The organism is Nocardia sp. NPDC060249 (assembly GCF_042728755.1).
Classification (GTDB): domain Bacteria; phylum Actinomycetota; class Actinomycetes; order Mycobacteriales; family Mycobacteriaceae; genus Nocardia.
The window spans coordinates 1,302,895-1,325,779 of the sequence record NZ_JBHXAQ010000001.1 but is presented as its reverse complement, the minus strand read 5'-3'; the positions used below and the strand labels follow the sequence as shown (position 1 = coordinate 1,325,779).

General features: G+C 70.7%; 16 protein-coding genes and 1 pseudogene. 10 read left to right on the top strand and 7 right to left on the bottom strand.

The window, feature by feature from the left end; genetic code table 11:
• Positions 1–885, bottom strand: a complete 885-nt coding sequence (locus tag ACFWFP_RS05940; protein ID WP_379293393.1) for an NADP-dependent oxidoreductase — start codon at positions 883–885, stop codon at positions 1–3.
• A 75-nt stretch (positions 886–960) separates the two neighbouring features.
• Between ACFWFP_RS05940 and ACFWFP_RS05935 the strand changes: the two genes are divergently transcribed.
• The 3 genes and pseudogenes from ACFWFP_RS05935 (at position 961) to ACFWFP_RS05925 (ending at position 3,465) form a co-directional block, all read left to right on the top strand.
• Complete coding sequence (locus ACFWFP_RS05935) at positions 961–1,404, top strand: winged helix-turn-helix transcriptional regulator (protein WP_379293392.1); 444 nt, start codon at positions 961–963, stop codon at positions 1,402–1,404.
• A 276-nt stretch (positions 1,405–1,680) separates the two neighbouring features.
• Positions 1,681–2,052 (top strand): annotated as a pseudogene (locus tag ACFWFP_RS05930) (L,D-transpeptidase); the annotation flags it as partial.
• A 111-nt stretch (positions 2,053–2,163) separates the two neighbouring features.
• A complete protein-coding gene (locus tag ACFWFP_RS05925; RefSeq protein ID WP_379293391.1) occupies positions 2,164–3,465 on the top strand; it encodes a hypothetical protein in 1,302 nt (433 codons plus the stop codon).
• A gap of 49 nt (positions 3,466–3,514) precedes the next feature.
• Here ACFWFP_RS05925 and ACFWFP_RS05920 read toward each other — a convergent pair whose 3' ends face one another.
• Positions 3,515–4,366: a bifunctional 5,10-methylenetetrahydrofolate dehydrogenase/5,10-methenyltetrahydrofolate cyclohydrolase gene (locus tag ACFWFP_RS05920; protein WP_379293390.1), complete on the bottom strand. Its 852-nt coding sequence runs from the start codon at positions 4,364–4,366 to the stop codon at positions 3,515–3,517.
• A 163-nt stretch (positions 4,367–4,529) separates the two neighbouring features.
• Here ACFWFP_RS05920 and ACFWFP_RS05915 point away from each other — a divergent pair, with 163 nt between their 5' ends.
• Positions 4,530–5,402, top strand: a complete 873-nt coding sequence (locus tag ACFWFP_RS05915) for a YdcF family protein (RefSeq protein WP_379293389.1) — start codon at positions 4,530–4,532, stop codon at positions 5,400–5,402.
• A gap of 64 nt (positions 5,403–5,466) precedes the next feature.
• Entirely contained in the window at positions 5,467–6,273 is an 807-nt protein-coding gene (locus ACFWFP_RS05910; RefSeq protein ID WP_379293388.1) for a putative protein N(5)-glutamine methyltransferase, read from the top strand.
• Between the two features lie 79 nt (positions 6,274–6,352).
• Here ACFWFP_RS05910 and ACFWFP_RS05905 read toward each other — a convergent pair whose 3' ends face one another.
• Both ACFWFP_RS05905 and ACFWFP_RS05900 read right to left on the bottom strand, forming a co-directional pair.
• Complete coding sequence (locus ACFWFP_RS05905; protein WP_379293387.1) at positions 6,353–7,180, bottom strand: SDR family NAD(P)-dependent oxidoreductase; 828 nt, start codon at positions 7,178–7,180, stop codon at positions 6,353–6,355.
• A 44-nt stretch (positions 7,181–7,224) separates the two neighbouring features.
• Positions 7,225–8,799, bottom strand: a complete 1,575-nt coding sequence (locus tag ACFWFP_RS05900; protein ID WP_379293386.1) for a succinic semialdehyde dehydrogenase — start codon at positions 8,797–8,799, stop codon at positions 7,225–7,227.
• 147 nt (positions 8,800–8,946) lie between these two features.
• On the opposite strand from ACFWFP_RS05900, the gene ACFWFP_RS05895 reads away from it, so the two are divergent.
• From ACFWFP_RS05895 to ACFWFP_RS05880, 4 genes are all read left to right on the top strand, one after another.
• Positions 8,947–9,627 carry a TetR/AcrR family transcriptional regulator gene (locus ACFWFP_RS05895; protein WP_379293385.1) on the top strand — a complete coding sequence of 227 codons (681 nt, stop codon included), beginning with the start codon at positions 8,947–8,949 and terminating at the stop codon, positions 9,625–9,627.
• A 100-nt stretch (positions 9,628–9,727) separates the two neighbouring features.
• Positions 9,728–10,429: a response regulator gene (locus ACFWFP_RS05890; protein WP_379293384.1), complete on the top strand. Its 702-nt coding sequence runs from the start codon at positions 9,728–9,730 to the stop codon at positions 10,427–10,429.
• On the top strand, positions 10,426–11,463 hold the full coding sequence (locus ACFWFP_RS05885) for an ATP-binding protein (protein ID WP_379293383.1): 1,038 nt from the start codon (positions 10,426–10,428) through the stop codon (positions 11,461–11,463). The genes ACFWFP_RS05890 and ACFWFP_RS05885 overlap by 4 nt, the downstream gene beginning before the upstream one ends.
• Before the next feature lie 73 nt (positions 11,464–11,536).
• A complete protein-coding gene (locus ACFWFP_RS05880) occupies positions 11,537–13,747 on the top strand; it encodes a DUF4153 domain-containing protein (RefSeq protein WP_379293382.1) in 2,211 nt (736 codons plus the stop codon).
• A 45-nt stretch (positions 13,748–13,792) separates the two neighbouring features.
• On the opposite strand, the gene recD is transcribed toward ACFWFP_RS05880, so the two are convergent.
• Genes recD through recC form a run of 3 tightly spaced genes read right to left on the bottom strand, consistent with a single transcriptional unit; the run spans position 13,793 to position 22,409 of the window.
• On the bottom strand, positions 13,793–15,718 hold the full coding sequence (recD, locus tag ACFWFP_RS05875; protein ID WP_379293381.1) for an exodeoxyribonuclease V subunit alpha: 1,926 nt from the start codon (positions 15,716–15,718) through the stop codon (positions 13,793–13,795).
• Positions 15,715–19,077, bottom strand: coding sequence for a UvrD-helicase domain-containing protein (locus tag ACFWFP_RS05870; protein WP_379293380.1), 3,363 nt, complete (start codon positions 19,075–19,077; stop codon positions 15,715–15,717). The genes recD and ACFWFP_RS05870 overlap by 4 nt, the downstream gene beginning before the upstream one ends.
• The gene (gene recC, locus ACFWFP_RS05865) at positions 19,074–22,409 is read right to left on the bottom strand and encodes an exodeoxyribonuclease V subunit gamma (protein ID WP_379293379.1); all 3,336 of its coding nucleotides are present in this window, start codon (positions 22,407–22,409) and stop codon (positions 19,074–19,076) included. The genes ACFWFP_RS05870 and recC overlap by 4 nt, the downstream gene beginning before the upstream one ends.
• 189 nt (positions 22,410–22,598) lie before the next feature.
• On the opposite strand from recC, the gene ACFWFP_RS05860 reads away from it, so the two are divergent.
• Positions 22,599–22,805 carry a hypothetical protein gene (locus ACFWFP_RS05860; protein WP_379293378.1) on the top strand — a complete coding sequence of 69 codons (207 nt, stop codon included), beginning with the start codon at positions 22,599–22,601 and terminating at the stop codon, positions 22,803–22,805.
• Positions 22,806–22,885 lie beyond the last annotated feature (80 nt).

Genomic DNA, 22,885 nt, shown 5'->3' with positions numbered 1-22,885 from the left:
TCAGCGGTCCGCGGTGAGCACGATCTTGCCGCGGACCCGACCGGATTCGCTGTGCCGATGCGCGGCGGCGAGTTCGCTGATCGGCAGGGTCTGCGCGATGTGGGCGGTCAGTTCCCCACGGTCGACCGTCGCCGCGAGCTGATCGAGCGCGGCCGTCGTCGGCTCGACATAGAGTCGGCGCACGCGCGAATCCGGGTGTGTCGCCGGGCCATCGGCGGCCACCACCTGTCCGGTGTCGCTCAATACGCTCAGTGATCGGTCCGTGTAGTCGCCGCCGATCAGGTCCACCACAAGGTCGACCTCGTGCACCGCGGTGGTGAAATCGGTGGTGCGGTAGTCGATCGGTTCGGTGACGCCGAGTTCGCGGAGAAACGCGTGATTGCCCGTCCGCGCGGTGGCGGCGATCCACGCACCGCGCCGCGCGGCGATCTGCACCGCCAGATGCCCCACGCCACCGGCCGCCGCGTGCACCAGGACCCGCTCGCCCGGCCGCACCGAGGACAGTGCCTGCCAGGCGGTGACCCCGGCTACCGGCAGCGCGGCCGCGAGCACCGGGTCGATCGAGGCGGGGACGCGAGCCAGCCGATTCTCCTGCGCCACTACATATTCCGCGTTGGCGCCACCGAACACCATGCCGTACACCGCGTCTCCCGGCGCGAAACGTGTCGCCTCGCCGCCCACCGCCGCGACGACCCCGGACACGTCGAGCCCGAGCACCAGCGGTGGTTCACCCAGCTGCCGGATCAGGCCGCTGCGCACCTTCCAGTCCGCCGCGTTGACGCTGGTCGCCACGACGCGCACCAGCACCTCCCCCGGACCGGGTGCCGGGCGCGGCACTTCCTCCCTTTCGAAAACGTCCGGTCCGCCGAAGGATCTCTGCACCATCTGCCACATACGGTCGAGTCTGCGCCGACCGGTGTCCCAGCGGTAGTAGGCACCTTTCGGATACCGTGGTACCTCATGGATACTGTCAGCGGCGATCAGAGTTCGGTCGAAGCGTTCCTGCGGGACTGCCCCGCGCGGCAACTGCTGGCGGTCCTCGCCGACAAATGGGTTCTGCTGGTTCTCGGCAGCCTGCGCGAGGCGGGCGGGCCGGTGCGTTTCAACGCCTTGCGCAGACGACTGGACGGCATCACCCAGAAGGTGCTCACCCGAACGCTGCGCGATCTGGAACGCGACGGCATGGTCCGGCGCGAAGTGTTCCCCACGATGCCGCCCCGGGTGGAGTACAGCATCACCGCGCTCGGGGCGGATCTGGGGCGGATCAGTCAGGCGATGGGTGCCTGGGTGGCCGAACACCACGCGGAGATCACCGACGCCAGAGCCGAATTCGACGCCGCGCGCGCCGCCGGGCCGGTCCCGCTGGCGCAACCGGGGCGCCCACCTTCGCCGGTCTCGAAGTGAGAACGTTTCATCGGGGCCCCGACCTGCGTGAACGCAAGACGACACACCGTCGCGCCCGTCGGCCGTTACCACTTCGATAGGCCGAGTTGATCATGGCGGCCTAGACTTGGAATCCGCCTACGAGTAAGTGAAGGGGTGGCGTTTATGAGGAGCGCATTTCGTTTCCTGTTCGTCGCGATCATGGCGGCACTACTGGCCGCAGCCTGGTCGGGAGCCGCGTCCGCGGATCTGATCGGAGGACAGCGCACCCAATACGGCGGTGGCACCTACGCCGAGGCGAATCTGTCGACGCACACCTTCACCGTCAGCCAGGGTGGACAGGTTGTGCGGGTGATGCCCGCGTCGATGGGCAAGCCCGGTTTCGAGACCCCCACCGGTACCTTCAGCGTGCTCGAGAAGGATCGGTCGGTGGTGTTCGACTCGCGGACCATCGGCATCCCGCTCGACGACCCCGAGGGCTACATCATCGACGGTGAATACGCCGTTCGCCTCACCTGGGGTGGCGTGATGGTGCACTCGGCACCGTGGTCGGTGGACTCGCAGGGCAACGCCAATGTGAGCCACGGCTGCATCAACCTCGCGCCCGACGACGCCGCCTGGTACTTCGAAAATGTCGGCATCGGCGACGAGGTCTATATCCACTGGTAAACATTTTCCCTCGTGGCATTCGGCGAACGCGCCGTCAGGGCAGTATCGTGCCCGTAACGAAATCGTTGCGGGACATACCCTGACGGCGACGAGCCTGATGAAGGTGGGGCGATGGATCGACCGGAAGCGCACAGACCGATCGGGGCTCGACAGCACGACCCGGGATCGGCCGGTGCTCCGCTCGCGGCTGTCACCCCGATTCGGCGGTCCCGCGATCTCGCGCCACGGCCGCGTCGGCTGAGCGAGCAGCCCACCAGCGGCGCTCGCCACCGGATCGAAGGTGGACCGACGACACCGGCGGGCATTCCGGTTGTTTCGGCGGCCCGGCTTCGCGACGCCGAGTACGACGGCGTCGCCGCGGCGGACGCCACCGTCACCGATCGGCTCCCTGTGGTCGGCGGAAAATTCGATCCCGGTGCGCGCCACCGTCTCCCGGACACCGCGTTCTCGATCGACGACAACGGTCCCGACACCGATCAGCTGCCGATCATCACCTCCCCCGGCCCCGCGTGGGCGGCCCTCGAGCACCCGACGCCGGGTTACGACGCTCCGGCGACTCGGCATTCGCTGTCCACACCCGAAACTCGCGGCGCGGACACTTTCCCGCCACGCCCCGCACCCGAGAACCGCGGCGCCGATACCTTTCCGCCGCGCCCCGCACCGGAATACCGCGGTACGGACAGCTTCCCACCGCGCCCCGCACCCGATTACCACGGCGCGGACACCTTTCCGCCGCGCCTCGCACCCGATTACCCCGGCACGGACGCCTTTTCGCCCTACGCCGCATCCGGCTCCGACGGCGCGGACAGCGAGTCTTCGCGTCCGGCACCCGATTACCACGGTGACGACGAAGTCTTCGCGCGGATGATCGATCGCTCCAAGCGACGGCGGGTGCCCCGATGGGTCGCACCGCTGGTCGCTTCGGTGGCGGGCGCCGTGCTCCTCGGCGGCACCTACGTCCAACTACGCGGGCCCGCACCGGCATCCACGGCGGCCAGCACCCCGCTCGTACCGAGCTCGGTGAGCCCGGTGACGGCCGAGTGCCCCACCGAACAGATCGGCGCCATGGTGCGGGGCAACAACGCAGGCGGCACCGAGACCGGCATCGCGGCGATCATGGCCTTCCAGTACGCGTACTACGTGGCGCGCTCCGGCGACCAGGCACGGACCCTCGTGGCATCGAACGCGGTCGCGCCCTCGGCAGCCGCCATCCAGGCCGGCATCGACTCCACCCCGGTGGGGACCACGCACTGTGTGGAGATCACGCCGGGCGCCTACGCCGGGCAGTACCTGGTCAAGATCACCGCGTTCCGACCGGATTCGGCGCCGAGCACCTACACCCCGCAGCTCGTGGGAACCGCGGAGGTCGGCAACAAAACGCTGATCACTTCGTTCGGGGCGGCACCCCGCTAGCTCCCGAACACGGATCCTTGCGTCCGGGCAACCGGATCGCGAAAGGTGTTCAGGCGCGGGCCTTTTCGGCCGCGACGACCACATGACGCATGAGCAGTGCGGTGGTCACCGGGCCGACGCCACCGGGGACGGGGCTCAGCGCCGCCGCCTTGCCGATGACCGACGCCGCGTCGACATCGCCCACGATCCCGCCGTCGGCGGCCTCGTTGGTGCCCACGTCGATCACCACGGCGCCGTCACCGATGTGCTTGCCGGTGACCAGCCCGATCCGGCCCGCGGCGGCGACCACGATATCGGCGGGGGTGGTGACCGCGGCCAGGTCGGCGGTGCGTGAGTGCGCGACGGTGACGGTCGCGTTCCTGGCGAGCAGCAACTGAGCGAGGGGCTTGCCGACGATGTTGGAGCGGCCGACCACGGTGACCAGACGGCCCTGCAGCGCGATGCCGTGATGCTCGAGCAGCTCGACGACCGCTTCGGAGGTGGCGGGGACGAAACCGTCCAGGCCGGACGCGAGCAGGCCGAGCGAGAGCGGGCTGACGCCGTCGACGTCCTTGGTCGCGGCGATCGCGGAACTCACATCGTCGAGGTTCACGCCCTCGGGCAGCGGGGTCTGCAGCATGATCGCGTCGGTGGCCGGGTCGGCGCTGCGCGCGCTCAGCTCGGCGCGGATCGTCTCGGCGCTCGCGTCGGCGCCGAGATCGATGCGCTCGCAGGCGATTCCGAGTCGTTCGGCCGCCTTGCGCAGGGAGTTCACGTACCAGGCGCTCGCCGGGTCGTCGTTGGCGACGATCAGCGCCAGCGTCGGCGCGGTGCCCGCGGCGGTGAGCGCGGCCGCGCGCTCCTTCGAGTCGGCGTTGATGGCGGCGGCGAGTTCCTTGCCGGTCAGCGAAGCGGTATCCACGGTGTGACACCTTATCCGCCGCCGGACCGACGACGTGGCGCCGGGCCGCGACGCGCGCGAGCTGGTCGGGGTCCACCGCGGTCCGGACGGGCGGTCGTAGGGTGTCGGCAGCTCTGCTCTGCCAGCACGTACCGAACCGTTCGCGGGAAGGGTTGCGACTGTCGTGAAGATCTCGAAACACTGGAAACACCTGGCCGCCGCTGTCGTGGCGACCGCCGCGCTGACCGGCACCACGGTCGGTCCGGCCGCCGCGGAAGCCGATGTGACCGCGCTCTACAACTCGGCACAGCGGCACTTCACCGACGGTGACGACGCCGCGGGACGCGCCGACCTGCGTGCCCTGATCGCCGCCGATCCCCATGATGCCGACGCGCTCGCGCTGCAGGCGATCTGGTCGCACTACGCGGGCGACGGGGCCGCGGTCGGTGACGCGCTGGCCCGGCTCGGCGGAATCGACGCCGGCATGGCCGCGGGCACCAACCGCGTGCTGCACGCGGTGACCGCGGCCGCCGCCACCCTGCCCAACCCGCTGCCCGCGCTCGTCGGTCCACAGACCGGCATCGTGGTGCTCGGCTACGGGCTGCTGCCCGACGGCGCCCTGCGCCCGGAGTTGGAGAACCGGCTCACGGCGGCGTGGTTACAGGCGATCGCCGCCCCGTTCTCACCGGTGGTCGTCACCGGCGGCAACCCACAGAACGGCATCTCCGAGGCCGAGGCGATGCGGCGCTGGCTGATCGCGCGCGGGCTGCCGGGCGATCGGATCCACGTGGAGGATCGGGCCGGGTCGACGGTGCAGAACGCGCTGTTCAGCACGCGACTGCTGCGCGATCTCGGCGCGACCAGCGCGGTGGTGGTGACTTCACCGAATCACATTCGGCGCGCGGTCGCCGACTTCATCGTCGCGGGGACGACCGTGGTCGGCGCGACGACCTCGCTCGAGCAGCTGGTCTCCCAGTTGCCGCCGCCCCCGCGCAACGCCCAGCGCGGGATCTATCTCGACGCGACACGCACCTTCGAACTGGACACCGCGCGCTGAGTCGTCGCGTCGCGATGGCTGCCGGCGGCGATAATTCGGTTGCCCGGTCAGGAACAATCGGCGCATGAGTGGTTCCGGTTTTCCCGAGGTGGTCATCGAGTTGCGGCGCGCGGGCTGTGTGTTCGCCGAGGACGAGGCCACGCTGCTGATCGACGCGGCGGGCGGCGACCCCGGGCGCCTGGACGCGTTGGTCGAACAGCGGGTCTCGGGGACTCCGCTCGAATATCTGCTCGGCTGGGTGGAATTCCGGGGCCTGCGGGTGGGGGTGCGCCCCGGCGTCTTCGTGCCGCGCCAGCGCACGGCGTTCCTGGTGGATCAGGCGGTCGACGGCGTCGCGCCGGACACGACGCGAGCCTGCGTGGTCGACCTGTGTTGCGGATGTGGGGCCCTCGGACTGAGCGCGGCGACCGAGCTCAGCGCACGCGGGTGCGACGTCGAACTCGTCGCCGCCGACATCGACCCCGTCGCCGTCGCCTGCGCGCGAGAGAATCTCGCGCCGATGAGCGCACCGGTGTTCGGCGGTGACCTGTTCGACGCGCTACCGGGCGACCTGCGCGGGCGGATCGACGTCCTGCTCGCGAACACACCGTATGTGCCGAGTGCCCGCGTCGCGGACCTGCCGCCGGAGGCACGCGAGCACGAGCCGCTAGCCGCGCTCGACGGTGGAGCGGACGGGCTCGACGTGTTCCGGCGTGTCGCCGAAGGGGCGGCCAGGTGGCTGGCGCCGGGCGGCACGGTATTGGTGGAAACCGGGGCGGGACAGGTCGATACCGCGTGCTCGGTGCTCACCGCGCACGGTCTCCAACCGCGCGTCGCGGAGTCCGAGGAGTACTACGCCACCGTGGTCCTCGGCACCCGGCATCCTGGCTGAGCGCGGGGCCGGACACGACGATGCCCCCGTCGAACGATCGCCTGCGCGACCCGTCGACGGGGGCACCCCACACCGAATGTTACTTGCGTCCGGTGAACTGATCCATCGAGTGGTACACGCCCACCGCGTTCAGGTACAGGTCGCGCACCTTGATCGGCAGCAGACCGGTCAGCGCCCGGTTCATCCGCGAGGTCCACGGCAGCACCACCAGGGCGCCGCCCTTCTTCATCTCCGACCACGAGGTGTCGACGACATCGTGCTGCTCGAGCATCGGCGTGAACAGAATGCCCTTCGCGCCGTCGAACATGCCGGTGTTGATGTAGGTCGGGCAGACCGTGGTGACCTTCACGTGGTCGTGGCCCGCCTGCTCGAGCTCGAGGCGCACCGAATCCGACCAGCCCAGCGCCGCCCACTTCGACCCCGCGTACACGGCCATGCGCGGATTGGCGACCAGACCGGCCGACGACGCGATATTGAGCACGCGTGCCTGACCCGCACCGGCGACCATGCCGGGCAAAAACTCCAGGGTGACGTACATCGGGGCCAGCGAGTTGATCGCCATCGTCTTGTCGATGTCGGCGCGGTTCTCGGTTTCCCAGAAGTAGGTGTTGCCACGGACGATGCCCGCGTTGTTGACGAGGATGTCGATGCCGCCGACCTCCTTGCGCACCGCCTCGCCCGCCTCACGGATCGAGTCCTGCGACGACACGTCCACCACGTAGTGGTGCACCTTGCCGCCCGCGGCGGTCAGCTGGGCCGAGGTCTCGCGCAGCGCCAACTCGTTGATATCCCACAGCACCACCGCGTCGGCACCCTCGGCAACGGCCTTCTCGGCGAACAATTTGCCGAGTCCCATGGCGGCACCGGTGATGAGGACCCGCTTGCCCGCGACCGTTTCCAACTTCATTCTCGCTACCTACCCCTGCTCGTGTTCGACTACTTCCGGCGCGCCTACTTCTGGCGCAGCGTCTTCATGACGCCGAAAACCAGCGTCATCGTCTTGGCCCACATCTGCTCGGACATGCCGGGCAGCGGCGCGATCGGCAGCACCCGCTGGACGGCGATGGTCTGGGTGTCGATGTACTTCAGCAAGCCTTCGGGGCCGTGGCGACGTCCCTGGCCGGAGATGCCGAGACCACCCGACGGTGCGTCGACGCTGCCCCAGGCGGCGCTGAAGCCCTCGTTCACATTCACCGAACCGGCGTTGATCCGGGCGGCGATCTGCTTGCCGCGGTTCACGTCCCGGCTCCACACGCTGGCATTGAGGCCGTAGGCGGTGTCGTTGGCCGCCGCCACGGCGGCATCGTCGGAGTCGACCTTGTACACCGAGACGACCGGGCCGAAGGTCTCCTCCCGGTAGACCGTCATGCCGGGTGCCACGTCGGCGAGCACGGTGGGCTCGTAGAAGTACGGGCCCAGATCCGGGCGGGCACGGCCACCGGCGAGCACCTTGGCGCCCTTGGCGACCGCGTCGTCGACGTGCTCGCTGACGGTGTCGAGCTGACGCTGGAAGGTCAGCGAACCCATGTCCCGGCTGTAGTCGAGTTCGCCGCCGAGCGACATGTTCTTGACGTTGCCGACGAATTCCGCGACGAACTGGTCGTACACGCCGGCGTCGACGTAGATGCGTTCCATCGACTCACACAGCTGACCGGCCGACGAGAAGCACGCGCGCACAGCCAGTTTCGCGGCCTTGGAGACATCCGCGTCGGCCAGCACGAGCAACGGGTTCTTGCCGCCGAGCTCGAGGGAGTAGCCGATCAGACGCTCACCGGCCTGCTGGGCGATGGTCCGGCCGGTTGCGCTGGAACCGGTGTAGTCGACGTAGTCGGCGCGCGCGATCACCTCGCCACCGATCTCACGGCCACGGCCGAGCACCGCCTGCCACAGACCGCGCGGCAGCCCGGCCCGCTCGGCGGCGTCGATGGCCCACAGCGCGGTGAGAGCGGTCTGGTTGTCGGGGCGCGCGATAACCGCGTTGCCCGCGATCAGGGCGGGCAACGCGTCGGAGGCCGCCAGCGCGAGGGGGTAGTTCCACGGCGAGATGACCGCGACGACGCCCTTGGGCCGGTGGTGCACCTCGACCGAGGTGAGCACCGGCAGCACGCCGCGCGGCTTGCGCTCGGCGAGCAGCTTGGGCGCGACGGTGGCGTAGTAGCGCGCGTTCAGCGCGACGTCGGCGATCTCGTCGAAGGCGTGCGGCCGGGACTTGCCGGTCTCGGTCTGCACGATGTCGAGGATGGTGTCCTGCTCGGCGAGCACGATGTCGTGGAAGCGGCGCACGATCTCGGCACGCTGCTTCACCGGAACCTTGGCCCAGTCGCGCTGCGCGTGCCGGGCGACCGCGAAGGCACGCTCGATATCGGCGACCGAGGACTGCGGCAAGTCGCCGATCTTGTGGCCGGTGGCCGGTGCGAAGACCGCGACCGACGGTGCGCCACCGGCGACGCCGCGCTCGAACAGGGGCTTGACCAGTGCGCCGGGCAGCGCGGTGGGTTCGGCGGTCAGCTCGGGGGCTGTCGTCATTGTCGGCCCTTCTCCTCAACAGATGGATCGCGCGGAACGGGTCGCGCACGTTCAGATTATTTACTGAACACTAGTGTTAGATTAATGCCAGCGCCCTGGTTCGTGTCAAGCTTTCCGTGTGCGAGGGCCGGCTGTGAGGGAGGTGCGATGACCGAGGAAGCGACGACGGTGCGTCGTGGGCGCCCGCCGCAGACCCAGGAGCAGGCCGAGGAAGTCCGCGCCAGGATCGTCGAGGCGACCGCCGCGGTGTTCACCCGCCACGGTTCGCGCGGGTTGAGCGTCGCCCAGATCATCGAAGAGGCCGGGCTGGCCAGGCCCACGTTCTACCGTTATTTCGGCAATGCGTCCGAGCCGTTGCACGCGGTGCTCGACGCGTCCAACGACGGCCTCGTCGGCGGCATCCGCGAGGCGCTCGCGGGCACCGACGAGCCGGTCCAGCTGGGCATCCGGCTGATCGACGCGTACGTGGACTGGGCACGCGGGCACGGCCCGATGCTGCGGCCCTTGTTCGCCGAGCTGCACGATCCCGGCTCGGTGGTGTCGGGCTATCGCGAACGCGCGCTCGACGACATCCGCGACCTGGTGCGCAAGACCTTCGGCGAACTCGGTCGCCCGGCACCCGCGCCGCTGGACCTGGACGCGGCGCTGCACGTGTGCGAATACATCGTCTACCGGCTCACCGCGGGTAGCGAGCCGGGCAGCGATCCCGATCCGGCGCTGGCGTCCGAGGCCAGGGTGACCATGATTCGCGTCCTGCTGGTCACTCTCGGCACCCGCGACGATCTCGCCTACGCGATGGAACTGCCCGGCCTGTTCCCCGACCCGTAGCGCCTCGGAGTCCTCGGCCGTGGATCGTGGCGGGGTACTTCACACAGAATCTCCACATTTGGCGACGCAACCCTCCACACCCGCTCGCTAGGGTCGCACCATGGACAACAGTGGGGGCGGGACAGGACCGGCGGCACGCCGGATCCTGGTGGTCGACGACGAGGTGACGATCGCCGAGTCCGTGGCCGCGCGGTTGCGAGCCGAAGGGTTCATCGTCGACCTGGCACACGACGGGCCCGCCGCGGTGGCGGCGGCGCTGGCGGGGGAACCCGATCTGGTGGTTCTCGACGTCATGTTGCCGGGGTTCGACGGGCTGGAGGTGTGCCGCCGGATCCAAGCCGAGCGCCCCGTACCCGTCCTCATGCTCACCGCGCGCACCGACGAGACCGACCAGCTCATCGGGCTCGGCGTCGGCGCCGACGACTATCTCACCAAGCCGTTCTCGATGCGGGTGCTCGCCGCCCGGGTGCACGCCCTGTTGCGGCGGGTGGATCGGGCCGCCGAGCGCGGCGACAACAGCATCGTCGTCGGTGATCTGCGGATAGATCTCGCCGAGCGGCGAGTGTGGCGCGGTGACACCGAAGCACGGCTCACCCCACTGGAATTCGACCTGCTGACCCGGCTCGCGCAACGTCCGAGAGCGGTGCTGGCCAGGGAACGACTACTCGAGGACATCTGGGACTGGTCCGACGCGGCGGGAACGCGCGCGGTGGATTCGCACGTGAAAGCGTTGCGGCGCAAGCTCGGTGCCGATCTCATCCGCACCGTACACGGTGTCGGCTACGCCTTGGACGCGCGATGACCGCCCCCGACCGCGCCGCGGAACTGCTGGACCGGATCGCCGATGTGCTGCCGCGGCCACTGGACCGGCTGCGATCGATCAAGCTCAAGCTGGCCGTGTTGATGTTGTGTTCGGGCGGTGTCGCGTTCGGGTACTTCCGGCTGAAGATCGGCTGGCTGCCGCCGCGCACCACGGTGGCCGCGATCGGGATCGCGCTGCTCACCTCGCAGTTCCTCGCCCACGGGATCACCCGGCCCCTGCGCGAGATGACCGCGGCGGCACGGCGTATGGCCCAGGGCGACTACAGCTTCCGTGTGCGGGCCTCCTCGCGTGACGAAGTGGGTCAGCTCGCGACCGCCTTCAACCAGATGGCCGCCGACCTGGCCGCCGCCGACCGGCAACGGCGCGACCTCATCGCCAATGTGTCCCATGAGCTGCGCACGCCGGTGACCGCGCTGCACGCGGTCCTGGAGAATCTCGTCGACGGGGTGAGCGAGCCCGACCCGGCGACGCTGCGCACCGCCCTGGCCCAGACCGAACGCCTCGGCCTGCTCGTCTCGGAACTGCTCGACCTGTCCAGCATCGAAGCGGGCGCGTTCACGCTGGATCGCGAAAACCTGCCGCTGGCACCACTGTTGGCGGAGGTGATCGCCGAGGCCGAGGTGATGACCGCCGCGTTCGGTCGCGGTGTCCGGTTCACCACCGCGATCGAACCGGGCTGCGCGACGGTGTTCGCCGATCGGGCCCGCCTGCACCAGGTGCTGTTCAATCTGCTCGACAACGCCGCCAGGCACGGCCCGTCCGGCGGGGAGGTCCGCGTCTCGGCCTCGACCCGCGCCGAGGGGACCGTCCTGGAGATCCAGGACGACGGCCCCGGCATCCCGGAGGCCGAGCGCGCCACCGTCTTCGACCGATTCACCCGTGGCGGGCGCACCGACGGCGGCGGCACCGGCCTCGGCCTCGCCATCGCCCGGTGGGTGATCGACCTGCACGGCGGCACCATCGCCGTCGCCGACCCCGGCTCCCGCATCCGCGTCGTCCTCCCCACGGACTGACCTCTACTTCGACACCATCGACCCGGCACTTCGGTCCCGGGACGCATCCGCACACCTCCAGGAGGGGAAACCTGTGTCCGACACACCGATACCCGAGGCACCGACGCCCGATCAGGGCATCGCCGAGAACCAGCACACCGCCGCACCGGCCGCCGGGAAGCCCGCGACCGACCCGACAAGTGAGGCGGCTGCGAGCATCGTGCCCGATTCCGGCGGCACCACCGCAGCCGCAGACGACCCACGCCCGTCCGCGGTGCGCGCACCCGAGGAGGAGATCTCCAGTGCGCGCTCGCCGGGAAGCGGCGACGCGACAGGCTCCGGCACTCAGTCGACAGCGGTGCTCACCAAGACGCCACCGGAACCTGCGACGCCGGCCGCGCCGCCCGTCTCGGTGTCGTTCGCGCAGTTGCTGTCCGCCCCTCCCGGGACCGCCGACCTACGGACCGCCGCGTGGCCGAGTCCGCCACCGCCCATCCCGCCGGTCCCCCCACGCTGGCAGCGGGTGGCGCGCCCACCGGGGGTCCTTCCGGCCGCGGCACTCGCCGGAATCGTCGGCGCCAGCGTGATCCCGCTCGACCGTCCCGGCATCGGCTGGCTGATCGCGGGCAGCGCCATCGCCGGCGCGCTGTGCGTGGTCGACTACCGGGCTCGTACCCGCGGTACGTCAGCGGAGCGTTCATCGGATTCCGCACCGCCATCGCCGACTCCGTCCACGCCGACTCCGTCCACGCCGGCTCCGTCCACGCCGGCGCCGGCAGCGGCCGACAGCACCGGGACGAACGCTGCTGAACCACTGCCACGTTCAGCTCCCGGAGCAGTCGCAGCGCCCGACGCGGACGACGTCGCGGCAGTCACCGGACGTTCTGAGTCGGCCCGCGCGGCAGACACCGGCACGAGCGACAGTGCCGCACCTGCGCACGCCGCGGCAAGCGACGCGGTCGTGCCCTCGGCCGAGGCGCTGAGCGCCGCGGCCGCAGCTCCAGGGAACGCGGCCGCCGACAGGGTGAACCCCGCGAGCAGCGCCGCGAAGACAGCTGATCCGGTCGAAGCCGGCGAGATCGCCTCCCCCGCTGTCTCGATCGGTGACCGCGCCTGGTGGGCGGCAGCGGCGATTGTGCTGCTGGGAGTGGGAACAGTGCGGGCGGCGGGATGGCTGTTCGTGCTCTGTGTGCTCGCGGCGTGCGTCGCCGGGTCGCTGGCGGTGTTGGGACGACGGAGTGTGCGTGGCATCGCGCACGACATGTTCGCGGTGCCGTTGGCGTCGTTCGGGGCGGTGCCGTGGGCGTTCTCAGGGTTGCGGGAGTCGCGGTCGGTAGGGACCTCGAGTGTCCGCCGGTACGGGATCTCGGTGGCCGCGACAGCGGCGTTGCTGGTGGTGTTCGTGCCGCTGCTCGGTGGAGCGGACGCGACCTTCGCGAAGCTGCTGAACGGGCTCGTCCCGACCGTGGACGGCCCGGCGATATGGCAGTGGATCTTCTTGTTCGCGATCGTCACGGTGAGCGTGCTTGGTGCGCTGTATCTGCTCGCCGGGCCGCCTTCGCGCGCGACGGATTCGGTTCGGCCGCAGCGGCTGTGGTCACGCAGCGAGTGGATGTTGCCGGTCGGGGCGCTGACCGTGTTGTTCGCCGTGTTCGTCGGCGCGCAGTTCGTCGCGCTGTTCGGTGGCGACGACTACGTGCAGCGCACCGCCGGGCTGACCTATGCCGAATACGCGCGCAGCGGGTTCTGGCAGCTGTCGGCGGTGAGCATTCTGACGCTGGCCGTGATCCTCGCGGTCCTGCACTGGTCGGTGCGCGAAACCGCTGCCGACCGCCGGTCGCTGCGCATCCTGCTGAGCGCGGTGAGCGTGCTGGCGCTGGTCATCGTGTGCTCCGCGCTGGGCCGGATGTGGACCTACCAGCAGGCATACGGGTTCACTGTGCTGCGTCTGCTGGTGACGACCTGCGAGCTGTGGGTCGGCCTCGTCTACGTTCTCGTGCTGGTCGCCATCGCGCGTCTGCGCTGGAGCTGGGTGCCGCGCGCCGCCATCGGCACCGCGCTGGGCACGCTCATCGCAGTGGCGGTGCTCAACCCGGAACACCTTGTCGCCGAACGGAATATCGACCGGTGGCACACCAGCGGCCGCCTGGACGCGGACTACCTGAGCAGCCTGTCCCCCGATATCCTCGCGGCCCTCGACCCGTTGCCCACGCACCTCAGGACACAGATCGAAACGCCCATCCTCGACGACCTCGACAACGACCACTGGTGGTCGTGGAACTGGTCACGCAGCTCAGCTCGCTGACCACCGCGGGCGCGGTCGCCCCCTGCGGGCGACCGCGCGTCACCACTACTTTCCAGGCGGCATGACAGTCCTGGACAGGCCGCTGGCTCGCAGGACCCGGCGGCCGATCGCGGCGCGGATGGAGTCCTCGGTGCCGATGACGCGGACGTGGGAGCGCGCCCGGGTGATGGCGGTGTAGAGCAGTTCCCTGGTGAGCAGAGTGGACTCGGGTTCGGGCAGGACGACCGACACGGTGTCGTACTGGCTGCCCTGGCTGCGGTGGATGGTCATGGCGAACACCGTGACCACAGCGGGGAATTGAGTCGGGTGGACCAGGTAGGGCTCGCTGCCGCGCTGGAGTGCGGCGCGCAGTGAGCCGTCGGGGCGGCGGATGATGACGCCGGTGTCACCGTTATAGATGCGGGCTTCGTGGTCGTTGGCGGTGACCAGCAGCGGCTGCCCGGGGTACCAGACCGATTGCGGCCCTTCGGGTCCCGCACCGCCCGCCGCGGCCCACTCCGCCGCCGTGCGGTCCCAGCGTTCCACGCCGAACGGGCCCTGCCGGTGGGCGCAGAGCAGGCGATGCGACTCGAGCGCGGTCAGTGCGCCGATCGCGTCACCGGCCTCGGCGGCGGCCGTGACGGCGAGGGCAGCGGCTGTGACGTCCGCCCGCACCGCGCGGACGTCGTCGGGGCCACACAGCGATACGTCCTCGCCTCCCGCACGCAGAATCGCCAGCGCGGCATCGGCGTCGCCCGCGCGGACGGCGACCGCCAAATCGGCGATGTGGCCGCCGAATCGCCGCCCCCTGGTCAACCGGACGATCCCGCCCTGCAACCGCCGCTGCTCGAGCGCCGTCAGTGCGTGCGCCGCTGCGGGATTCACCGGCAAGCCTCCGGAAGTCTCCGGTACCGCGTCGGCGCCGAGAATCTCGCGAAGCACCGGATTGGGCGCGCCGCTCACCGGTCCGGCCACGAGGTCGGCCAGCACGGCACCCGCGTCGACCGAGGCGAGCTGGTCGGGGTCACCGACGAGGACCAGGCGGGTGTCGGGGCGCAGGGCGGAGAACAGGTGGCTCATCATCGTCAGCGACACCATCGAGGTCTCGTCGACCACGACGACGTCGTAGGGCAGGCGGTTGTGCTCGTGGTGGCGGAATCGGGTGGTGCGCCCGCGTTGCCAGCCCAGCAGGCGGTGCAGGGTCGAGGCGGCGAGTTCGGGCAGGCCGAGGGCGGCGGCTTGTTCGCGCACCGCTTCCTGCAGGCGCGCGGCGGCTTTGCCGGTGGGGGCGGCGAGTGCGATCCGCAAGGCGGGCAGCTTCGGCGAGGCGGCGCGATGGGCCGTGAGCAGGGCCAGGATACGGGCGATCGTGTGGGTCTTACCGGTGCCGGGTCCACCGGCGACGACGGTGGTCCAGTGGGTCGCGGCGAGGGCGGCGGCCAGGCGTTGCCGGTCAGGGCCCTCACCGAGCGGGTCGGCGAAGAGCCGATCCAGTTGCGCGCGTACGAGTTCGGCCTCGATGACGGGGTGGTCGGCGCTGCGTTCGGTGAGCACTCGTCGCAGGGTCTGCTCCTGCTGGTAGTACCGGTCCAGGTAGAGCAGCGCGCCACCCTCCGCGTCGGCTTCGACGATCCGCAACGGTCGCAGCGGACCGGACTGCCCACCGCAGATCAGCGGGCTGCGACGCAGGGCCGTGAGCACCCGATCGGTGTCCGGCCACGGCAGGGTCGCGGGGTCGATTCCGGTGGCGCTGTCACGGGTTTCGTCGGCGTCGATGCCGATCTCGCGCATCCGGGCCAACTCGAGACACACCGACCCCGAGCGCACCGCGCGCACGGTCAGCGCCGCCACGAACAGCACGTCCTCGCTGTCCTCGCGTCCCATGCGACCCAACCGCACCGCCACGTGCACGTCCGCCGCGGACAGCACCCCGGCTTCGTTGAAGACCCGCAACAACCCGGTCCCGCGCTGCGCGACCTGAATAGACGTCATGAGTGCCCCGCGAGGAGGTCCGACAGCGCGACAACGAGTTCCGCGCGGGGATGCCAATCGAAGACACCGTGTCCCGGCGGGGTCGCCGCGCCGATCATGCCTCGCACGAACAAGTATCTGGCGCCGCCGAGATGGCGAGCGGGGTCGTAACCGGGCAGCCGCCAGCGCAGATACCGGTGCAGCGCCACGGCATACAGCAGCGCCTGCAGCGGATAGTGCGAGCGGATCATCTCGGTGACCATGTGCTCGCGGCGGTAGTGCTCGACGGTGAGGTCGCCGGTGCCGAGGCGGTTGGTCTTGTAGTCGACGATGAGATAGCGCAGCTCGCCCGTCGCGTCGGGTACCCGCAGCACCGCGTCGATACTGCCGGTGAGATAGCCGCGCAGCACCGTATCGGGGAGTGCGGCAACATGATCGGCGTAACCGGCGAGGTCGTCGTCGGCGGGCAGGTAGGTGCGCAGCAACGTGGCGATGGCGTGCATGCCGGCCGAGCGCGGTCCGGGCGAATCACCACCGCCGAGCGGCAGCTCGAATTCCAGTTCGTTGAGCCGGTCACGAGTCGCGATCGCGGCCAGGGACCCGAAATCGGCCGGAGTGCGCAGAACTTCGAGCAGCGCGGTCGAGAGCAGATCGACATCGAGCTCGGCCATCGTGTGCTCGACCGCCTCGACACAGCGCTGGAGGACCTCGGCGGCGAGATCGGGCACCGAGGTGTCGACCGTTTCGAGCACGCCGTGGACCAGCGTGCCGAACTCGGCGCCGTAGGGCAGGTCGTTCATCAGCGACGGGTCGGCCGTGCTGCCGGTCAGGGCGTCGACCGGCGCCTCGGTCGGCTCGTCGTCCGGGCCGGGACCGTCCTCGGGTTCCTCGTCGGCCACGCCCGGGGCGTCGTGCGCGCCCGCGGTGAGCGCCGAATACGACGTGCGCCGCCACCGCTGGTCGAGCGCGCGGGTGAAGCCCGCGGCCGCCAGCTCACCGGTCGGCAGCTCGGTGCGCACCCGCCGGGGCGCCACGTCCTCGGGACGGTCGACCACGGTCACCGAGATCACGTCCGAGGCGGACGCGGCCCATTCGGAAATACGTTGCGCCGCAGCGGTATCAGCGGGAACATCGGCCCGGCGAGGCACCTGTGCCGATCCCGGCCGCCGACCCAGCATCATCCGGTGCAGCGGCGCGGCGCCGGTGGTCACCGCGGGCGCCCACCAGGCGACGACCTGGCACATCGCCCGGGTCAGCGCCACATACAGCAGTCGCAGTTCCTCCCCCGATTCCTCGGCCTCACACCGCAACTGGCGCTCGCCGTAACCGGGCGCCTCCTTGCCGCCGATATCGAGCACCCTGGTGCCGTTGTCGTCGTGGAACAGCAGCGTCGCCGGGTACGGGTTCTTGGCACTGTCCCAGGCGAAAGGCAGGTAGACGATCGGGAATTCGAGGCCTTTACTGGCGTGGACGGTGGCGATCTGCACGGCCGCCGCGTCCCGGTCGAGCCGGCGACTGCGGCCGCTGACACTGCCCGCCTCCGGTTCGCGCACGCGGTCGGCGAGCCAGCGGGTGAGCGCGGTCAGACCGAGCCCCTCGGCCAGCGCGACCTCGTCGAGCAGCTGCGCGATATGGCGCAGGTCGGTGAGTTCGCGTTCACCGTTGTCCACCGCCAGCAGGCGGGGCGCGAGGTCGGTCTCGGTGGCGAGCTTGTCGAACACGGCGGCGAATCCGGCGCGCGCGAACAAGCGCGCGGCCTCGCGCAACTGGGTGGAGACCCGGCCGACGAGATCCGCACCGCCCGAGTCGATCTCGGCGGCGGTCACACCGAGGATCGGGGTGCACGCGGCCAGCCGCACCCGGTCGCCCCGATGCGGTTGTTCCAGCGCCCGCAACACCCACAGCCAATCGGTCGCGGCGACGGTCGCGAAGACACTGGTGCCACCGGCGAGGACAGAGGCGACTCCGACCCGGTCCAGCGCCGCACGCACCACATCGATCTGGGAGCGGGTGCGCACCAGGACGGCGATATCGCCGGGCCCGATCGGCCTGCGCACCCGGCCGTCGCCGACCTCGCTGAGCGAATGATCCCCGCCGCGAACGGGTTTGGCGTCGATGGCGGTGCCGGATTCGAGCAGGGTGACGATATCGGCGGCCAGATCGTCGGCGACCTTCGCCCGCTGCCTGCCCACCGACGGGAACCCCGACCGATTGCGCGGACCGGCCCCGGTCCGGGGGAGCACCCGCAGCCGCAGCGGGCTGATGACGTCCGGCGCACCGTGCAGGCGCGTCGCCGGCCGCGTCGGCGTGACCGGGTACACGCTGATCTCGGGATGACCCAATTCCGCACCGCCACACAGGTGGTCGACGGCGCGCAGCAGTCCGGCATCGCTGCGCCAGTTGCGGGTGAGCTCGCTGCGTCGATCCGCCAGTGCCACGGCGTCGAGATAGCTGAGCACCTCGGCGCCGCGGAAGGCGTAGATGGCCTGTTTCGGGTCGCCGACCAGGACGAGGGTCGCGTGCTGGTGAAAGGCCAGGCGCAGGATGTCCCACTGCAGCGGATCGGTGTCCTGGAACTCGTCGACCAGCGCGACCCGGTAGCGCTGCCTGATCCGGGCGCGGGCGCGTGGTCCGTGTTCGGCGTCGGCCAGCACGTCGTGCAACAGGACCAGCAGATCATCGAAATCACGCAGTCCCGCACGGCGTTTGCGGCGTTCGGTCTCAGCGCGCACGGCGCCGGCGAAGGCGACCCGCTCGCCCGCCGCACCGTCGGTGCGTGGGACGAGGTCGGCATGCCGGTCGTGGACCGCCGCCAGCGCCAAGGTGCGGGCATCGCGCACGGTGAACGGAGCCCGGTCGCGGGCGTAGCGGGCCAGATACAGATCGTCGGCGACGGTGCCGACGAGTTCATCCACCGATTCGACCAGCCGGGCGCCGGGATCGTGCTCACCGGCCAGGCCGAGTTCGTCGAGCATCCGCTGACAGAACGAGTGGGTCGTGGCGATGGTGCCCGCGTCGAAATCGGCCAGGGCGGTGAGCAATCGGTGCCTGCGCAAGCGCACCGTCGCGGGATCGGCGTCGGCCATCGCACGGACGAGCTCGTCCTCATGGTGCCGTGCGGTATCGGGCTCGGCGAGCGCGGTCGCCACCGTGACGAAACGGTCCCTGGTGCGCTCGCGCAGCTCCTGGGTGGCGGCGCGACTGAACGTGACGAGGAGCAACTCGGTGATCGCGATGCCCGCCTCGGCGACGTAGCGGACCGCGAGCCCGACGATCGCGTGCGTTTTGCCGGTGCCCGCGCTGGCCTCGAGCACGGTGGTGCCCCGGGGCAGCGGGCCGGTGGCGTCGAAGGCGGTCGGCGCCGACACGGTCCCGGTCACGGCTGTCCCTGACTTTCGGCGGCGAGCAGCGGCGCCCACCAGCGGCGCGCGAGGGCACCGAAGTGGGTACTCTCCGGCTCGCCCGGACGGCTGGATTCGGTGGCGAGACCGGCGAATCGGGGTGCGCGGCCCCAGACGTAGCGCAGGTAGCGGTCGGTGTGGTCACCGAATTTGCCGGGGCCGTTCGGACCGCCGTCGAAAGCGTGCTCGGCGGCGAGCAGGGCGTCGGCGACGCTGTCGCCCCGGAAGCGGCGCTCGGCGTAAGCCGCGGTGGCGGCGGGCGCGCAGGGCAGCGGTTCACACAGCCCTTCGTCACGCAACCGGACCAGGTCACGCAGGATCGCCAGTGCGGCAGGCGCTTCGGGTGCGGTGATCACCGATCTGGCCACCGGCCTGCTGCGGAACTGCCCTCGCCCCGTGCTGATCGCCTGCCACGAGCGGTCCTCGGTGGCGGCGAGGGCGAGCAGCGACACCCAGGACGCGAGCCGGTGTTTCGGCGCGAGACGCGAGTAGGTGGTGCGCACCAGCGTGTCGCCGCGAACCTCGGGCACGGTGCCCGCGAGGGTTCGGCCGTTGCCGAGGTCGACGGCGATGTCGACGGCGCGCGGTGGCGCCGCGTAGTCGGGCAGCGCGGTGCGCACAAGGTTGTCGACAGTGCCCTCCACTTCGTCGAGCACCTCGGCCCCGAAAGCGAAGGGGGGCAGGGTTCCCCGGCGCCATTCGGCGGCACGCAGCCCGGCCGGGTCGGCGCCGGTGAGGCGGGCCGTCAGCATGCGTTCGCCGAGGTCCCATTTGGCCAGGCCGTCGAGTTCGATCGGGAGTTGATCGGCGATGTCCTCGGATTCCTCGGGCACCCGCAGGCCCAGGCGCTGCCACAGGAACGCGCGCACCGGGTGTTCGGCGAACGAGATCAGTTCCGCCAGTGCGACATCGGCGACAGAAGCGGGTGGCAGTGCCGCGGTGAGCAGCGGTGGACGCGGCCGGGACGGGCGCGCGGCGGCGCGGGCACCGGCCAAGGCGACGGTGTCGAAGCTGCGTGGCTTCTCGGGGGCGAAGTTGCGGCGGTCGAAAGCTTGCAGGGGGTGACGGATGTGAACCTCGTCCATGGCCTCCGGACCCACCTGGGTGGCGAGCACGTCGAGCAGCTCGGCGACGGGGACGGCGGGCGGGCGCGATGCGCCGGTGACCGGGTCCGCACCGGTGTACAGGACCAGCAGCCTGTCCCCCGCCGCCATGATGGCGTCCAGGAAGAGTTGCCGGTCCTCACTGCGCGCATCGCGTTCGCCGACCAGTGGCGCCCGGGCCAGCAGGTCGTCGCCGTCGACGCTGCCGGGACGCGGGAAGACGTCGTCGTCGAGGCCGAGCAGGACCACCACACGGTGGGGCACCGACCGCATCGGCACGAGCGTGCACACGGTGAGTTCGCCGGTGCGGAAGTTCGCGCGGCCGGGGCCGCCCGCCAAGCGGCTGGTCAGCAGGACCGCCACGTCGGCGAGACGCAAGGGGGTGGCGCCCGCGTGTTCGGTGGCGGCCACGATCTCGCGGCGCGCCTCGGTGCGGATCCACGCGTGCGCGTCGGGCACGTCGGTGAGCAGCTCGACCGCCCGCAGCAGCACCGCGGTCCATTCGGCGGCGGGGCGTGGGCCGCGCAGGTCGCGCAGGCAGACCGCGAGGCGGTCGATGAACTCGGCGAAGCGGCCCGCGAGGTCGACGTCGTTGGAGTCGACATCGTCGAGCGGCAACGCCAGATCGAGCCAGTCGTCGCCCGATTCGTCGGCGGTCACACCGAGCAGGATGCGGTCCACCGCGGCATTGAGCGTGTTCTGGGCGAAATCGGCGAGCCCGAACGCCTCGCGTTGACGCTGACCGATCCCCCACCGCGCGCCGGACTCGGCCGCCCACTCGCGCAGCCGTTCGATGTCGTCGTCGTCGAAACCGCACCGGCGGCGCACGGTTTCGCTCGCCGCCAGGTCGAGTACCTGCGTCACCGTGACGCGGCCGTCGGCCAGTTCGAGCAGTTCGAGCACCACCGCCAGCATCGGGTTGGTCACCGCCCGCCCGCGATCGGCGAGCCGCACGCGCAACTGATGCGCCGGGTGTTCGCCCTCGACCGGCAGATCCACCCCGGACCCGCGCTGGCCGAACGCCGCCCGCACCAGCGGCGCGAACGCCTCCACGTCCGGGCACATGATCAGTACGTCGCGCGGCTCGAGTGTCGGATCCGCCGAGAACGTGCTCAGCAGCAGATCCCGCAGCACTTCCACCTGGCGCGCCGGGCCGTGACACGCGTGGATCTCGATGCTCCCGTCCGGCACCGCGTCCCTCCCGGGCACGCGGTCCGCACGAACGGCGGACTGCAAGGCTCCGAGCAGGGTGGGCGCGGCCGTCTCGCCGTCGAGGTGAATATCGCTGTCCAGCAACGGATTCAGGCGCTGCTCCAATTCCCGCACATCCCGGGCCAGTCCCGAGAGCAGGGGGTGGGAAACGAGATCCGCGGTGTGGTCGTCCGCCCGCGGACGAACGGCGGCATCGCCGACGGCCACCTGACCGAGCGCTGCCCACATCGCCGGGCTCGGGTGCGCCGACCAGAGGTGAACTTCGCGGTGGGCGGCGAGAGCGGTGACGACGGCCAGCTGGTCGGCGGGCAGACGGGTGAGCCCGAACAGGGAGAGCCGCTCGGGCAGGTCGATCGAGGCGGGTTCGGCGCGGAGGTGGGCGCAGGCATCGGCGAGCCGTTCGGCGGGGCTCGGGGCGCCCACGGCGGTGCGCAGGGCGCGCCACAACCGCGGTTGCCAGGCGAGGTCGCCGGGCACCGGCCCGCCCGCGCCGTCGCTGTCCGCGCCCGCCGCCCAGTCGAGCAGGACCTGCGGACGTTGCGCGGCATAGGAGTCGAAGAGGGCCGCGAGGTGGGCGGCCGTGGAGTAGCGCCTGCCGAGACGGTGATCCGTCCCGGGCAGGCCGAGATGGCGGGCCAACACGGCCGCCCACGGTTGGTCGGCAACCTCGTCGATCACCCGCAGCAGCGTCCACACCAGTCGCTGACCAGCCCACGGATCATCGGCGGGCGCGACCCCACTCGCACCGGCCAGTACCTCGGCCACCAGCGCGGCAGGCGCGGGAAACGCGATATTCGCGGCCACCCCGTCGCCGGCCTCGGCGCCGACGACCCCGAGCACACCCGACAACCGTTGCGCCAGCCAGCGCTCTACCCCTTTGGCCGGAACCGCCACCACTTCCGTGGCGAAGGGATCGGCGGGAATGTCACCCAGCAAACGCCCCAGTCCGTCGGCCAGCGCGTCGGCGCGTTCGGCGCGATGGAGGTGCAACGGCATCCGTTGTTTATACGCCCAGCGACCGACCCGCAATCGCGCGGCCCCGCGACCATCACTACACCGGGCTAGTGAAATACGCCACACGGCAAGGTGTCCCGGCCGCGCCTGCGGCACCCTCGCCGCCGGGTATGGGATCGTGGCGGTTCGGGTGGGACAGTACGGCCGCGGGCGAAAGGCTGGTTTCGTTTCATGATCGCGCAGGTGTTTCCCCTGGTCCCCGGTGACGGCTTCATCGTGCGCCGAGTGGGCGCACGCTGGGAGCTGATCAATTCCCGGCGCTACGGGCCTGATCAGGTACTGCATTCGTGGCCGCTGGACCGGCACGGCGAAGCGTTCGAGCACTGCCATCGCCTCAACGGCTGCACCATCGCCACCCCGCACGCCGCGCATCACTGACAGCAATTGCGCTGTGCCGCAACAACCCTGAGCGACGGCCACCGTCTCGACAGCGCTGCCGCGTCCGAGGCCGGATTTGG

What these genes read in the sequence shown, in the direction of transcription:
- ACFWFP_RS05890 (WP_379293384.1), top strand. Translation starts at nt 9,728, where the DNA reads ATGGACAACAGTGGGGGCGGGACAGGACCGGCGGCACGCCGGATCCTG.
- ACFWFP_RS05925 (WP_379293391.1), top strand. Translation starts at nt 2,164, where the DNA reads ATGGATCGACCGGAAGCGCACAGACCGATCGGGGCTCGACAGCACGAC.
- ACFWFP_RS05895 (WP_379293385.1), top strand. Translation starts at nt 8,947, where the DNA reads ATGACCGAGGAAGCGACGACGGTGCGTCGTGGGCGCCCGCCGCAGACC.
- ACFWFP_RS05910 (WP_379293388.1), top strand. Translation starts at nt 5,467, where the DNA reads ATGAGTGGTTCCGGTTTTCCCGAGGTGGTCATCGAGTTGCGGCGCGCG.
- ACFWFP_RS05940 (WP_379293393.1), bottom strand. Translation starts at nt 885, where the DNA reads ATGGTGCAGAGATCCTTCGGCGGACCGGACGTTTTCGAAAGGGAGGAA.
- recC (WP_379293379.1), bottom strand. Translation starts at nt 22,409, where the DNA reads ATGCCGTTGCACCTCCATCGCGCCGAACGCGCCGACGCGCTGGCCGAC.
- ACFWFP_RS05860 (WP_379293378.1), top strand. Translation starts at nt 22,599, where the DNA reads ATGATCGCGCAGGTGTTTCCCCTGGTCCCCGGTGACGGCTTCATCGTG.
- ACFWFP_RS05935 (WP_379293392.1), top strand. Translation starts at nt 961, where the DNA reads ATGGATACTGTCAGCGGCGATCAGAGTTCGGTCGAAGCGTTCCTGCGG.
- recD (WP_379293381.1), bottom strand. Translation starts at nt 15,718, where the DNA reads ATGACGTCTATTCAGGTCGCGCAGCGCGGGACCGGGTTGTTGCGGGTC.
- ACFWFP_RS05900 (WP_379293386.1), bottom strand. Translation starts at nt 8,799, where the DNA reads ATGACGACAGCCCCCGAGCTGACCGCCGAACCCACCGCGCTGCCCGGC.
- ACFWFP_RS05905 (WP_379293387.1), bottom strand. Translation starts at nt 7,180, where the DNA reads ATGAAGTTGGAAACGGTCGCGGGCAAGCGGGTCCTCATCACCGGTGCC.
- ACFWFP_RS05885 (WP_379293383.1), top strand. Translation starts at nt 10,426, where the DNA reads ATGACCGCCCCCGACCGCGCCGCGGAACTGCTGGACCGGATCGCCGAT.